The organism is Jiangella alkaliphila, assembly GCF_900105925.1.
Classification (GTDB): domain Bacteria; phylum Actinomycetota; class Actinomycetes; order Jiangellales; family Jiangellaceae; genus Jiangella; species Jiangella alkaliphila.
The window spans coordinates 673,041-685,789 of the sequence record NZ_LT629791.1 but is presented as its reverse complement, the minus strand read 5'-3'; the positions used below and the strand labels follow the sequence as shown (position 1 = coordinate 685,789).

Annotated in this window: 10 protein-coding genes; 4 read left to right on the top strand and 6 right to left on the bottom strand. The window is 73.0% G+C overall.

Annotated features, from left to right (window positions below):
• Positions 1-21: 21 nt before the first annotated feature.
• The gene (locus tag BLV05_RS03090) at positions 22-2,529 is read right to left on the bottom strand and encodes a DEAD/DEAH box helicase (protein ID WP_046766514.1); all 2,508 of its coding nucleotides are present in this window, start codon (positions 2,527-2,529) and stop codon (positions 22-24) included.
• Positions 2,530-2,618: 89 nt separating this feature from the next.
• Here BLV05_RS03090 and BLV05_RS03085 point away from each other — a divergent pair, with 89 nt between their 5' ends.
• Positions 2,619-2,966 carry an STAS domain-containing protein gene (locus BLV05_RS03085; RefSeq protein ID WP_046766515.1) on the top strand — a complete coding sequence of 116 codons (348 nt, stop codon included), beginning with the start codon at positions 2,619-2,621 and terminating at the stop codon, positions 2,964-2,966.
• 236 nt (positions 2,967-3,202) lie between these two features.
• Positions 3,203-5,461, top strand: coding sequence for a sodium-translocating pyrophosphatase (locus BLV05_RS03080; RefSeq protein WP_046766516.1), 2,259 nt, complete (start codon positions 3,203-3,205; stop codon positions 5,459-5,461).
• Positions 5,462-5,646: 185 nt separating this feature from the next.
• Here the strand turns inward: BLV05_RS03080 and BLV05_RS03075 are convergent, their stop codons facing one another.
• Positions 5,647-6,948, bottom strand: coding sequence for an aminotransferase-like domain-containing protein (locus tag BLV05_RS03075; protein WP_052762027.1), 1,302 nt, complete (start codon positions 6,946-6,948; stop codon positions 5,647-5,649).
• A 68-nt stretch (positions 6,949-7,016) separates the two neighbouring features.
• Here BLV05_RS03075 and BLV05_RS03070 point away from each other — a divergent pair, with 68 nt between their 5' ends.
• Both BLV05_RS03070 and BLV05_RS03065 read left to right on the top strand, forming a co-directional pair.
• On the top strand, positions 7,017-7,946 hold the full coding sequence (locus tag BLV05_RS03070) for a DMT family transporter (protein WP_046766517.1): 930 nt from the start codon (positions 7,017-7,019) through the stop codon (positions 7,944-7,946).
• Positions 7,947-8,041: 95 nt separating this feature from the next.
• The gene (locus BLV05_RS03065) at positions 8,042-8,452 is read left to right on the top strand and encodes a protein-tyrosine phosphatase family protein (protein WP_046766518.1); all 411 of its coding nucleotides are present in this window, start codon (positions 8,042-8,044) and stop codon (positions 8,450-8,452) included.
• On the opposite strand, the gene BLV05_RS03060 is transcribed toward BLV05_RS03065, so the two are convergent.
• The 4 genes from BLV05_RS03060 to BLV05_RS03045 form a co-directional block, all read right to left on the bottom strand.
• Positions 8,449-8,994 carry an RNA polymerase sigma factor gene (locus tag BLV05_RS03060; RefSeq protein ID WP_267884839.1) on the bottom strand — a complete coding sequence of 182 codons (546 nt, stop codon included), beginning with the start codon at positions 8,992-8,994 and terminating at the stop codon, positions 8,449-8,451. The genes BLV05_RS03065 and BLV05_RS03060 overlap by 4 nt on opposite strands.
• A 535-nt stretch (positions 8,995-9,529) precedes the next feature.
• The gene (locus BLV05_RS03055) at positions 9,530-10,402 is read right to left on the bottom strand and encodes a heme ABC transporter ATP-binding protein (protein WP_082154868.1); all 873 of its coding nucleotides are present in this window, start codon (positions 10,400-10,402) and stop codon (positions 9,530-9,532) included.
• Positions 10,399-11,565, bottom strand: coding sequence for a FecCD family ABC transporter permease (locus BLV05_RS03050; protein WP_063932482.1), 1,167 nt, complete (start codon positions 11,563-11,565; stop codon positions 10,399-10,401). The genes BLV05_RS03055 and BLV05_RS03050 overlap by 4 nt, the downstream gene beginning before the upstream one ends.
• Positions 11,562-12,749 (bottom strand): heme/hemin ABC transporter substrate-binding protein, encoded by a 1,188-nt coding sequence (locus BLV05_RS03045; RefSeq protein ID WP_197683516.1) that lies wholly within the window; start codon positions 12,747-12,749, stop codon positions 11,562-11,564. Before BLV05_RS03045 ends, BLV05_RS03050 begins: the two co-directional genes overlap by 4 nt.

Here is a 12,749-nt window from a genome sequence, read left to right as displayed (position 1 = left end):
GACGTGCGGATATAGCGCGGGTCAGTCGGTCGCGGACAGCAGCACGTCCAGCAGCCGGACCGCCCCGGCCTTGTCGAGCGGCTCGTTGCCGTTGCCGCACTTCGGCGACTGCACGCACGATGGGCAGCCGTCGGGGCAAGGGCAGGCGGCGATCGTGTCGCGCGTCGCCGTCAGCCAGGAGCGCGCCGCGTGGAAGCCGCGTTCGGCGAAGCCCGCGCCACCGGGGTGACCGTCATGCACGAAGACCGTGAGCATGCCGGTGTCCGGATGCAGGACCGTCGACAGCCCGCCGATGTCCCAGCGGTCGCAGCTGGCCACCAGCGGCAGGATCCCGATCGAGGCGTGCTCGGCCGCGTGCGCCGCGCCTGGCGCGTCCGCCATCGACACCCCGGCGGCGGCGATCGCGTCGTCGGGCAGCGTCCACCAGACGGAACGGGTCCGCAGCCGGCGTTCGGGCAGGTCGAGCGGGACTTCGCCGAGCACCTCGCCGCTGCGCAGCGCCCGCTTGAGGTACCCGACGACCTGGCTGACCACCTCGACGGTGCCGAACGCGAGGCGCGCCGACCCCCACTTCTCCGACGCCGACTCCTCCAGCACCCGCAGCGTGCTGACCTCGCGCGCCGTCGTCGTGTAGTCCGGCGCGCCGGGTTGCGCCATCGCGACGCCCTCGTCGAGGTCCAGGCTCTCGATGACATAGGTGTCGCCCTGGTGGACGTAGACGGCGCCCTCGTGGGCGGTCGAATGCGCCCGGACGCCGTCGACGGTGCCGAGCACGCGGCCGGTGCCCACCTCGACGAGGCTGACCAGTCCGCCGGACCCGCGCAGGTCAGCCAGGTCGGTCGGGCGTTCCCGCTTGGTCCAGTGCCAGGTGGTCTCGGCCTTGACCCGCCGCCGCAGCAGCCGCCGGTGTTCCAGTGTGGGCAGGACGTCCTCGGTCGACGGGCCGAAGATGGCCGCGTCCTCGACCGTCAACGGACGCTCGGCGGCGGCGGCGCACAAGTGCGGCGCCAGGACGTAGGGGTTGTCCGGATCCAGCACCGTCTCCTCGACAGGCTGCTCGAAGATCGCCTCGGGGTGTTGCACGAGGTACGAATCGAGCGGGTTGTCGCTGGCCACCAGGACCGCCAGGCTCTCCTGACCAGCGCGCCCGGCTCGCCCGGCCTGCTGCCACAGCGACGCCCGGGTCCCCGGCCAGCCGGCGATCAGCACGGCGTCCAGCCCGCTCACGTCGACGCCGAGCTCGAGCGCCGTCGTCGCGGCGAGGCCGACCAGCGACCCGTCGTTGAGCGCCGCCTCCAGCGACCGGCGCTCGTAGGCCAGATAGCCGGCGCGGTACGACGCGACCCGGTCCGGCAACGACGCGTCGACCTCGGACAACGCCGACCGTGCCAGCCCGGCGACGGTCTCGGCGGCGCGCCGGGACCGCACGAACGCGACGGTCCGGGCGTCGGCCACGACGAGGTCGGTGAGCAGGTCAGCGGTCTCGGCCAGCACGCTGCGCCGCCGTGCCGTCCCGCCGTCGACGCCCCACGAACCGGAACCGGCCGAGTCGGTGGTGCTGGCACCGGGGCCGACGACGACGGCACCAGCCGCAGGCGGACCGCCCGGGGCCGTGCTGCCGGGGTTGGCGTTGCCGGAAATCGGGTTGGCAGGCCCGGCGGAAGACACGTCCGTACGACCGCTGCCCAGCCCGCCGGTGTCGGCGCCGCGCGCGCCCCGCCCGGCGCCGTCGCCGAGGAGGGGCGGCTCCCAGAGCAGGAACGTCTTCGCGCCGCTGGGCGAACAGTCCTCCGTGACGGCCTCGATGGGCAGCATCCCGATGAGCAGCTCGGCGGTGCGGGCCGGATTCGCCGTCGTCGCCGAGGCGAGGACGAACGTCGGCGACGACCCGTAGATCTTGCAGACGCGCCGCAGCCGCCGCAGGACCTGCGCGACGTGGGAGCCGAAGACGCCGCGGTAGCCGTGGCACTCGTCGACGACCACGAACCGCAGCGACCGCAGGAAGCCGGCCCAGCGGTGGTGCGCCGGGAGCACCGCGTGGTGCAGCATGTCCGGGTTGGTGAGCAGGTACGTCGCATGCGTGCGGGCCACGTCGCGCAGCTCGATCGGGGTGTCGCCGTCGTACGTCGTCGCCATGACGCCTGGGACGCCCAGGTCGTCGAGCGAGCGCAGCTGGTCCGCGGCCAGCGCCTTGGTCGGCGAGATGTACAGCGTCGTGCCGCCGAGGCGCCGTCCTGTACGGGCCGCCGTCAGCGCCGGCAGTTGGTAGGCGAGCGACTTCCCCGACGCGGTACCGGTGGCGATGACGACGTGCCGACCGGACCAGGCCAGAGCAGCGGCCTGTGCCTGATGGGCCCAGGGCGCTACGATGCCAGCGGTCATGAAGCGATCGCGCACGACGGGATCCACCCAGAGCGGCCACGTGCCGGGCTTGGCGGCCCGGGCGGGGATCGATTCGATGTGCGTGACACGTCCGGTCCGGTGCGGACCGGTCAGCAGGACATCGAGCAGGTCGTTCGGGCGGGGCACCTCGTGAGTCTCGCATCATGGTTGAATGCGGATGAGCCCGGCACGCGGTGAGCGCTGTGTGTTGACCGATGGAGGCATGGAGGATCTGCGTGGACCTGTCGTTGTCGACCCGTACCGAGAGTGGCCGCAGCGTGGTCGCGGTCGGTGGTGAGATCGACGTCTACACGGCGCCGAGACTGCGCGACCAGCTGGTCGAGCTCGTCGACTCGGGTCACTACCACATCGTCGTCGACATGCGTGAGGTCGAGTTCCTCGACTCCACCGGGCTCGGCGTCCTCGTCGGCGGCCTGAAGCGGGTCGGCCAGCACGACGGCTCCCTCCGGCTCGTCTGTAACCAGGAGCGCATCCTGAAGATCTTCCGCATCACCGGTCTCACGAAGGTCTTCCCGATCCACGAGACGCTCGAGGAGGCCGTGGCCGCCACGGACATGCCCTGAGTGGCCCGTTGCGGTCGCGTCGTGTGGGTACTTTCACACGACGATGACGATGTCGGTAGGGGACCGACGTGAACTTTGGGGCTAGAGCACTCTAGACTCCGCAGGTCGGCCGGATCCTGCCCACGTTGCGGTCCGGCGACACCGAACGAGCCGATTCCTGTCAGCGGTCGGTCCAACGGACCGGGCGCGAACAGCTGTTTCAACGCCCTGCCCGAGGGCGACGTCAAGGAGGACGAATGACCGGGCTCAACCTCTCCTATGTGGTTGTCGTCGCGTTGATCGCGGTGGCAGCCCTCGCTATGGCGGCGCTGTTTCGCCGGGAGGTTCTCGCTGCCCCTGAGGGCACCGAGAGCATGAAGACGATCGCGCGCGCCGTCCAGGAGGGCGCCGCGGCCTACCTCAACCGGCAGTTCCGGACGCTGGCCATCTTCGTGGTGCTGGTGTTCGGGCTGCTCTTCCTGCTTCCCGGGGATCCCGGCGTCCGGTTCGGCCGGTCGCTGTTCTTCCTGGTCGGTGCGGCCTTCTCCGCCGCCATCGGCTACATGGGCATGTGGCTGGCCACACGGGCGAACGTCCGTGTCGCCGCCGCCGCTCGTGACGAGGGCCGCGACCCGGCGATGAAGGTCGCGTTCCGCACCGGTGGCGCCGTCGGCATGGCCACCGTCGGTCTCGGACTCCTGGGCGCGGCCATCGTCGTTCTCGCCTACCAGGAGGACGCACCGACGGTGCTCGAGGGCTTCGGCTTCGGCGCCGCGCTGCTCGCGATGTTCATGCGTGTCGGCGGTGGCATCTTCACGAAGGCCGCCGACGTCGGCGCCGACCTCGTCGGCAAGGTCGAGCAGGGCATCCCCGAGGACGACCCGCGCAACGCCGCGACCATCGCGGACAACGTGGGCGACAACGTCGGCGACTGCGCCGGCATGGCGGCCGACCTGTTCGAGTCCTACGCCGTGACGCTGGTCGCCGCGCTGATCCTGGGCCAGGTCGCCTTCGGCCAGGAGGGCCTGGTCTTCCCGCTGATCGTTCCGGCGCTCGGTGCGCTCACCGCGGTCCTCGGCATCTTCCTGACCCGTCCGCGGCCCGGCGAGAACGGCCTCACCACGATCAACCGGGCGTTCTACATCTCAGCGCTCGTCTCGGCGGTGTTGTGCGCCATCGCGGCGTTCGCCTATCTGCCTGACAGCTTCGCCCAGCTCGACGGTGGCCTCGGCGACCACGACGGTGACCCGCGGGTCCTCGCGACCGTCGCCGTCTTCATGGGCATCGTGCTGGCCGGCATCATCCTGTGGCTGACCGGCTACTTCACCGGCACTGACAAGAAGCCGACCGAGGACGTCGCCAAGACGTCGCTCACCGGCCCGGCCACGGTCGTGCTCTCCGGCATCGCGCTCGGCCTCGAGTCGGCCGTCTACACCGCGCTGGTCATCGGTGGTGCCGTGTACGGCACGTTCCTGCTGGGTGACGGCTCGGTCGAGCTGTCGCTGTTCCTGATCGCGCTGGCCGGCACCGGCCTGCTGACCACCGTCGGCGTCATCGTCGCGATGGACACGTTCGGCCCGGTCTCCGACAACGCGCAGGGCATCGCCGAGATGTCCGGCGACGTCGACGGCGAGGGCGCGCAGATCCTCACCGAGCTGGACGCTGTCGGCAACACCACCAAGGCCATCACCAAGGGCATCGCCATCGCGACGGCGGTCCTGGCGGCGACGGCGCTGTTCGGCTCCTACATGGACGCCATCTCGCGCGAGCTGATCAACGTGGGCGGCGACATCTCCGGTGATACGTCGTTCATCCTCGAGATCGTCTCGCCGAACGTCCTGGTCGGCGTCATCGTCGGTGCCTCGGTCGTGTTCATGTTCTCCGGCCTGGCCATCAACGCCGTCGGCCGGGCAGCGGGCGCGGTCGTGTTCGAGGTGCGCCGTCAGTTCCGCGACGACCCGGGCATCATGGCCGGTACGTCGACCCCTGAGTACGCGCGCGTGGTGGACATCGTCACCAAGGACTCGCTGCGTGAGCTGGCGACGCCTGGTCTGCTGGCGGCACTGGCGCCCATCGCGGTCGGCTTCGGTCTCGGCGTCGGCCCGCTGGCCGGCTACCTGGCCGGTGCCATCGCGACCGGTGTGCTCATGGCGGTGTTCCTGGCCAACTCCGGTGGTGCGTGGGACAACTCGAAGAAGCTGGTCGAGGACGGCCACCACGGCGGCAAGGGCTCGGACGCCCACGACGCGACGATCATCGGCGACACCGTCGGCGACCCGTTCAAGGACACCGCGGGCCCGGCCATCAACCCGCTGATCAAGGTGATGAACCTGGTCTCCGTGCTGATCGCGCCGGCCATCGTCTCCATGTCGGTGGGCGCGGACGCCAACGACGGCCTGCGCTACACGATCGCGCTGGTCGCGGTCGCGATTATCATCGGGGCGGTGTGGTTCTCGAAGCGGCGCTCGGCCGTGATCGGCGAGGACGAGCCGGCCCGGCAGGGCGCGGCGGTCTGACCGCCTGATTCACGCGGCGGCCGCTCCCATCACGGGGCGGCCGCCGTTCCATGTCCGCTGTGGCTCTTGTGAATTGACGGTATCGGCTGCGGCCTTGCTGCCCCTCGAGCTGGAGGACAGCCGGGTCCTAGTGCGTTCGCCGCGACGACCACGGCGGACCGCCCGGCCTCAGCGGACGCCCGGCCTCAGCGGACGGCGGCGACGGAGATCACGGCGCCGGGATGCCGCTCGTCGTCCACGGCGGCGGCGGGGATGCCGTCCGCCCGCAGTTCGCGCGCCAACGAGGCCGCGTCGTCCGCCGGGGCGAACGCGTGCACCCCGACCGGCGCGCCGCTCAGCCGATACCGCGGCGCCAGTCGCGCCGCCAGCACCGCCCGGCGTTCGTCGTAAACGCGGCGGGCCCGGCGCAGGTGCCGGTCCAGTCCGCCGGACTCGATCAGCGCCGCGACCGTCAGCTGCAGCACCGCCGACACCCCGAGGTCGGAGTCCTCACGCTGCTCACGAAGCCGGTCGGCGACGGTCGGCGGCGCGACGATCCAGCCCAGCCGGAGTCCGGGCGCCAGCAGCTTGGACAGCGAACCGGTGAACACGACCAGGTCCGGCGCCAGCGCCTGAACCGCCGCCGGCACGACGCCCGGTGCGGCGAGGTGCGAGTCGTAGTCGTCCTCGACGATCCAGCGGCCGGCGGCGCGGCACGCATCCACGAGCGACCGTCGCCGCGCCGCGGACAACTGGATGCCGGTCGGATACTGGTGGCTCGGCGTGATCATCACCGCCCCGGCCCCGCCCCCGTCACCTGCCGAGGCGCCGGGCAGTAGCGCCGGATCGATCCCGTCGGCGTCGATCGGCACCTCCACCACCTCGACCCGGCGGCGCACCAGGTGATGCGTCGTGCCGGGGGAGCAGGGCCGTTCGACCGACCAGGTCGCCGCGCCGAGCACCGTCGCCAGCATCCACATCGCGTGCGAGACGCCGCCGGTGACATGGATCTGGTCCGGCTCGGCCGCGACCCCGCGGGTCCGGGCGAGCCAGTCCGCCAGCGCGGCGCGGAGCCGGGGGTGACCGGCCGGATCCGGATAGCCGAGGTCCCGTTCGGACAGCCCGGCCAGCGCCTCGCGGGTCGCGGCGGCCCAGGCCCGGTGCGGGAAGAGCGCCGGATCGGGCACCCCCGGCGACGGCGGCGGAGCGGCCGAGCTGGGCGGGGCGAGCGCCGGCGCACCTGCCCCGGGCCCCCCGGTCACGACCGGCCGCCGCCGGGGCTCGGAGCGGATGAACCCCTCGTCCTGCAACTGCGCGTAGACCGCGTCGGCCGTGCCGCGGGCCAGACCGACGGCGTGGGCGAGATCGCGGGCGCCGGGCAATGCCGTCCCGGGCAGCAAGCGGCCGCCGAGGATCGCGTCGATCAGCCGTCCGCGCAGCCACGCGGCCTTCCCGTTCGGCGGCGGCGGACCCCAGGGCGTGGCCAGCTCGGCGGCGACGTCGGACATCACTGGCCTAGTGGACCACGTCGCGTCTGGCCCTGTCCATGGGCCAGTTGGCACGCCACGATCATCCCATGACCCGATTCACGTCGCCCGCCGTCGCCGGTGCTCTGGCCTGCACCGTCGGCATGACCGTCGTGGGCGCCTCGATCGCCTTCGGCCCGCTGCTGGCCGACTACCCGGTGCTGGCCGGGCAGGCGTGGCGGTACCTGGTGGCCGGACTCGTGCTGCTCGCCGTCATGCGGGCGCGCCGGGTCCGCCTCCCGCGCCTGCGGCCGCGTCAGCTGGGCCGGCTCGTGCTGTTGGCCGGCACCGGGCTGGCGGCGTTCAACTGGCTGCTCATCGAGGGCACGACGCGATCGGACCCGGCGTTCATGGCCGCGGTGCTCGGCGCGACGCCGCTGGTGCTGGCGTTGGCCGGTCCGCTGCTCGACGGAGGCCGGGTGCGCGCCTGGACGCTCGCCGGCAGCACGTTCGTCGTCGCCGGGATCCTGGTCGTGCAAGGCGCGACGACGGCCCCGCTCGGCGCGCTGCCGTACGCCGTCGGCTTCCTGCTCTGCGAGGCGGCGTTCACGCTGCTCGCCGTCCCGCTGCTCAGGGAGTTCAGCCCGTTGCAGGTGTCCGGCGCGGTGTGCCTGGTGGCGGTCCCGCTGCTGGCCGTCCTGGCCGTGCTCGAGCCGGGCGCCGACCTCGTCGTCCCGACGGCCTCCGAGGCGGCGACGCTCGCGTTCCTGGCCGTGTGCACGACGGCGATCGCGTTCCTGCTCTGGTACGGCGGCGTGGTCCGGCTCGGCGCCGACCGGGCCGGGCTGTTCGCCGGGGTCATGCCGATCGCCGGCCTGATCGTCGGAGTCGTCGCCGGCACGTCCGCCTGGACCCCGGTCGGCCTGGCCGGCTCGCTGCTCTGCGGCGCCGGCATCGCCCTCGGCCTACGTCGTCCGACCGCGTCGGCTCGCCGCCGTCGCGCCGAGCCCGCCGCTGACGCCGTCCCCGAGACCGTCTGAGCTGCCGGCCGCCGCCGGCCGGCGTTCGCGGTGGGCGTAGGGCGGATCCGGCCGAGCCGGCCGAGCCGGCCGCCGCGACCGGCGAGAATCGACGCATGGCGGACTGGCTCGACGACACCGGCGTGGTGACCCTGCCCAGCGGCGCGACGGTGCGCGGCCGGCCGCTCGGCGCAGCGGCCAGCCCGGCCGACTTCGCGCTGGTCCTGACGGGCGGGACGATGCCCGCGTGGCCGCATCGGCGGGTCCGCTGGCCGGACTTCTGGATCCCGCTCGACCGCGCCGACGCCCTCGACGCGCTGCACGAGGCGCACCGGCGGGCGCGCGACGGCGAGCGGGTCGAGGTCGCCTGCCGTGGCGGCCGCGGCCGGACGGGGACGGCACTGTCCGCGCTGGCGATCCTCGACGGCGTCCCGGCGGACGAGGCCGTCGACTGGATCCGCGCCCGCTACCACCGCAACGCCGTCGAGACCCCGCTACAACGCCGCTGGCTGCGCGGCGTCCGCTAGTCGGCCGCCGAGTACGCCGTCCGCAACGCCTGCCGGGCCCGAGACGCGAGGCTGGAGACCGCGTTCGGCGTCAGCGACAGCCCCGCGGCGAGCTCGGCCGGCGAGTACCGGTCGACCTCGACCAGCCACAGGATGCTGCGCCATCGCGGCGGCAGTGACGCCCAGGCCGCGGTGGCCCGCTCCGCCTGCGCCGGCGGCTGGACGACGATGTCGGCGTGCCGTTCCCACATGTCCGGGTCGTCGTTGGCGACCATGCGGCTCTCGGTCCTGCAGTACCGGTACGCCAGGTGCTTCACCGTCGCGAGGACGTACCCCGTGAACGAGTCGCGCGGGCCGCGGCCGGACCGGACCGCCCGCAGCACGAGATAGAACGTCTCCTGGACAAGGTCGTCGGCCGCGTGTGAGTCGCGCACGATGTTGTGCGCGGCGCGGCGGGCCATTGGGGACACCCTGCGATAGAGAGTGCCGAACGCGGCGTCGTCCCCCTGATACGCGCGATCGAGCAAAACGGTCGACTCTTCATGATCCCACCCCTTGATCATGCTGAAACGTTCCTCGTGACCAGGCCCGTCCGGCGTCGGGGATGTCCGCATTCGTGCATTCGGTAAACACGTACGTGGTCCGGAAATGGACCGAAATAGCTGGTTCAAAACCGATGAAAGTCGTGCAATGCGGACAAGTGAAACCAATGACTGTGAGACGAATCACGTTTATGATTCGTGCTGTGGTGCCGGCATGGCGGCTCTTCAGGGGTGAGGCCGCCAGTTGGAGGGGGCGAACGATCCATGGCAGAACGCAGGCGTAAGTACCGGGCCGCACATGCTCAGTTCGGCACGGGTCCGCGATACCTGACGGCGTTGGCTCGCGGCGCCGGAGCGCATCGAGCTCGCGCGCACCGGCCCGGGCTGCGTCAGCGGTTCAGAACCAGATTCGTGGCCCGGTCCTGGTGACGGCTCGCCGCACCCGACCGGCCCGCTGACTCGGCGCCTTTCCCGGCGACGGCCCGTCCGCCCGGAGCCGGGGAAGGCGCCGCGACGACCTTCGGCGTGCACGCCGTGATTCACCCCCGCCGCGAACTCAGCGGCGCGGGAGGATCACCGGCGTGCCCGTGCGCGGATGGGCGATCACCTCGACGTCGTGCTCGTAGACGTCGGTGAGCAGGTCGCTGCCCAGGACCTCGGTGGGCGTCCCGCTCGCGACGACCCGCCCGCCGTCGAGGACGGCGACCCGGTCGGCGTGCGCGGCGGCGAGGTTGAGGTCGTGCAGCACGACCACGACGGCGACCCCGGCGGCGGCGCGGGCACGGGCGGCCCCGAGGACGAGCTCCTGGTGACGCAGGTCCAGCGCGGCGGTCGGCTCGTCGAGCAGCAGCACGCCGGTCCGCTGCGCCAGCACCCGGGCCAACGCGACGCGGGCCTGCTCGCCGCCGGACAGTGAGGTGAACCGGCGCGCGGCGAACTGCGCGACGTCGGCGTCGGCAAGCGCGGAGCGGACCGCCTCGTCGTCGGCGGACTCGAGCGGCGTGCCGGTCCACGGCGCCCGGCCCATCTCGACGACCTCGGCGACGGTGAACGGGAACGAGAGTCGCACCTGCTGGAGGAGGACGGCTCGGCGCATCGCGGACTCCGTCGCCGACCACGCGTGCAGCGGTGCTCCGCCCAGGGTCACGGCTCCGGCCGACACGTCGACGTCGCCGGTGAGCGCGGAGAGGAGGGTCGACTTCCCGGCGCCGTTGGGCCCGACCAGCGCCAGCACCTCGCCCGCCCGGACCTCGATGCTCACGTCGTCCAGCACCCTTGCTCCGCCGAGGACGACGGAGACGCTCGCGGCCGCGGTCACGACAGCGCCGGGGACGGGTGCTTCGGGCAGCCGGTGGCCTCGGCGAACGGCCGCCCACCTCCGGCGCCGGTGGACCTCCGGTGGCAGCGGCTGGGAGGCGGCGCGGGTCATGCCCAGCCGCCTTGGCTGGTGCGGGTCCGGCGCAGCAACCAGAAGAACAGCGGCCCGCCGACGAGGGCGGTGAGCATGCCGAGCGGGAGGTCGGCGTACGCGATGGCCGTGCGTGCGACGAGGTCGGCGGAGACCAGGAGCAGCGCCCCGCCCAGCGCGCTGGCCGGCAGCAGGAGGCGATGACCCGGCCCGGCGATCATCCGGATCAGGTGCGGCACGACCAGCCCGACGAACCCGATGACGCCGGCGAAGGCGACGCCGGAGCCGACCAGCATGGCGACCGCGACGATGGCGATCAGGCGGAGTCGTTCGACCCGGACGCCGAGGTGGCGGGCCGAGCGCTCGCCGAGCGCGAGCAGATCCAGCGACCGCGCCATCCCGACCGCCAGCGTCAGCCCCACCGCGACGAACGGCAGCACCGCGACGACCGCCTGCCAGCGGGCGCCGTTGAGGCTGCCGAGCTGCCAGAACACGATCTGCTCCCGCGCCTCCGGGGTCGCCAGGAAGGTCGCGAACGCCACGATCGCGAACGCGACCGCGGTGACCGCGACCCCGGTGAGCACCAGCGTGATGACCTCCGTCCGCCCGCCCGACCGCGACAACGCATACACCAGCAACGTCGTCACCAGGCCCGTGGCGAACGCCGCCACCGCGACCGTCCACTCGCCGAGGAAGTTCGCGCCGCTGACGAACACCAGGCTGGCCCCGACCGCCGCCCCCGGCGAGACCCCGACGATGGCGGGCTCGGCCAGCGGGTTGCCGAACACGCCCTGCATCAGCGCGCCCGCCGTCGCCAGCGCGGCGCCGACCAGCAGCGCCAGCACGACCCGCGGGAACCGGACCAGCCAGAGCGTGTTCTCGCCCTGCACGTGCTGCGGCCGCGGCCCGGCGTCGAGCGGCAGGTCGACGGTCCACCCGACCTGCCGCAGCAGCCACTCCAGGTTCGCGTCCAGCCGGTGCAGGACCGACCCGACGACCTCGGACGGCGGGATCTGCAGCTGGCCGCGGCCGGCCGACACGATCGTCACGACGACCAGCGCGACCGACAGGCCGCCGATCAGCAGCCCGCCCCGCCCGCGCCGCCACCGGCTCGGCGTCGCGGCGGCGACGGTGCCGGCCGCCGCGGCCGCAGGCGCCTCCGGCGTCGACACCGTCGCCGTCATGGCTGGTAGACGGCGTGGGCGAGTGCCTCGATGGTGCGCCCCGTGCGCGGCCCGAAGCTGAGCAGGACGGAGTCGGCCATGTCGACGACGCGGAGCTTCTCGCCGGCGGGGGTCTGGGCGACGCCGGGGAGGCGGAGCATGCCGTCGACGCCGCCGATGGACTCCAGACCCTTGGTCATCATGATGATCACGTCGGGGGCGGCCTCGATCAGCGCCTCGGAGGTGATCTGCGTGAACGGCCGGTCCAGCCCGATGTCCGTGCCGACGTCGATCGCGCCGACCGCCCGGATCATCGCGTCGGCGCCGGACCCCGGCCCGGCCAGCAGCTGCACCATGCCGCCGCGCGTGTAGAGGAACGCGATCCGCAGCGGGTCGGCGCCGGTGGGCGCGAGCGCCAGCGCGTCGGCGATCTCGCCGGACGTCCGCTCGACCAGCTGCTCGCCCGCCTCGGGGACGCCGAGCGCGGCGGCGACGGCGCGGATCTGGCTCGGGATGCGGTCGAGGTCGCGGGCGTCGTCGAAGAAGATCATCGGGATGCCGGCGTCGCGCAGCTGCTGCTGCACCTCGGGCGGGCCGACACTGGCGTCGGTGAGGACGACGGTCGGGTCCAGCTCGAGGATCGCCTCGGCGTTCATGTCGTGCCCACCGGGCGTGACCAGCGGCAGGTCGGCGGCCTGCGGGAACCCGGTCGACGCGTCGCGGCCGACGACGTGGTCGCCGAGGCCGAGGCTGAACACGATCTCGGCGAGCGTGCCGTAGAGGTCGACGGCGAGGATGCGGCTGGCGTCGTCGACGACGACGGTCTCGCCGTCGCACGAGTGCACCGTCACCGGCAGCGCCGGCTCGACGTCCTCGGCGACCGGGTTCACCGTCTGGTCGACGATCGCGGTGGACGGCCCCAGGATCGACCGCGGATCCTCGGCCGTCCCCTCCGTGCCGGCGGACGCCGACGCACGAGGCGGCAGCGGCTCACCGTCCGCGTCGACGGTCACCCCGAACCCGGTCACCGGCTCCTGACAGGCATTGACGGGATCGGCTGCGGGCTCCCCTGGGGTGCTCTGCGACGACAGCCGGGCATCCGTACCCCCGTCAGCCGCGTCGTCCTCCGGTGCCACACACGCCGTCGCCCCGAACAGCAGGCCGGCCGCGACGGCGACGACCAGCCCGCGACCTCGACGCCGCAC

Coding starts and splice junctions, on each gene's coding strand:
- BLV05_RS03080 (WP_046766516.1), top strand. CDS start 3,203: ATGACCGGGCTCAACCTCTCCTATGTGGTTGTCGTCGCGTTGATCGCG.
- BLV05_RS03075 (WP_052762027.1), bottom strand. CDS start 6,948: ATGTCCGACGTCGCCGCCGAGCTGGCCACGCCCTGGGGTCCGCCGCCG.
- BLV05_RS03070 (WP_046766517.1), top strand. CDS start 7,017: ATGACCCGATTCACGTCGCCCGCCGTCGCCGGTGCTCTGGCCTGCACC.
- BLV05_RS03065 (WP_046766518.1), top strand. CDS start 8,042: ATGGCGGACTGGCTCGACGACACCGGCGTGGTGACCCTGCCCAGCGGC.
- BLV05_RS03060 (WP_267884839.1), bottom strand. CDS start 8,994: ATGATCAAGGGGTGGGATCATGAAGAGTCGACCGTTTTGCTCGATCGC.
- BLV05_RS03055 (WP_082154868.1), bottom strand. CDS start 10,402: ATGACCCGCGCCGCCTCCCAGCCGCTGCCACCGGAGGTCCACCGGCGC.
- BLV05_RS03050 (WP_063932482.1), bottom strand. CDS start 11,565: ATGACGGCGACGGTGTCGACGCCGGAGGCGCCTGCGGCCGCGGCGGCC.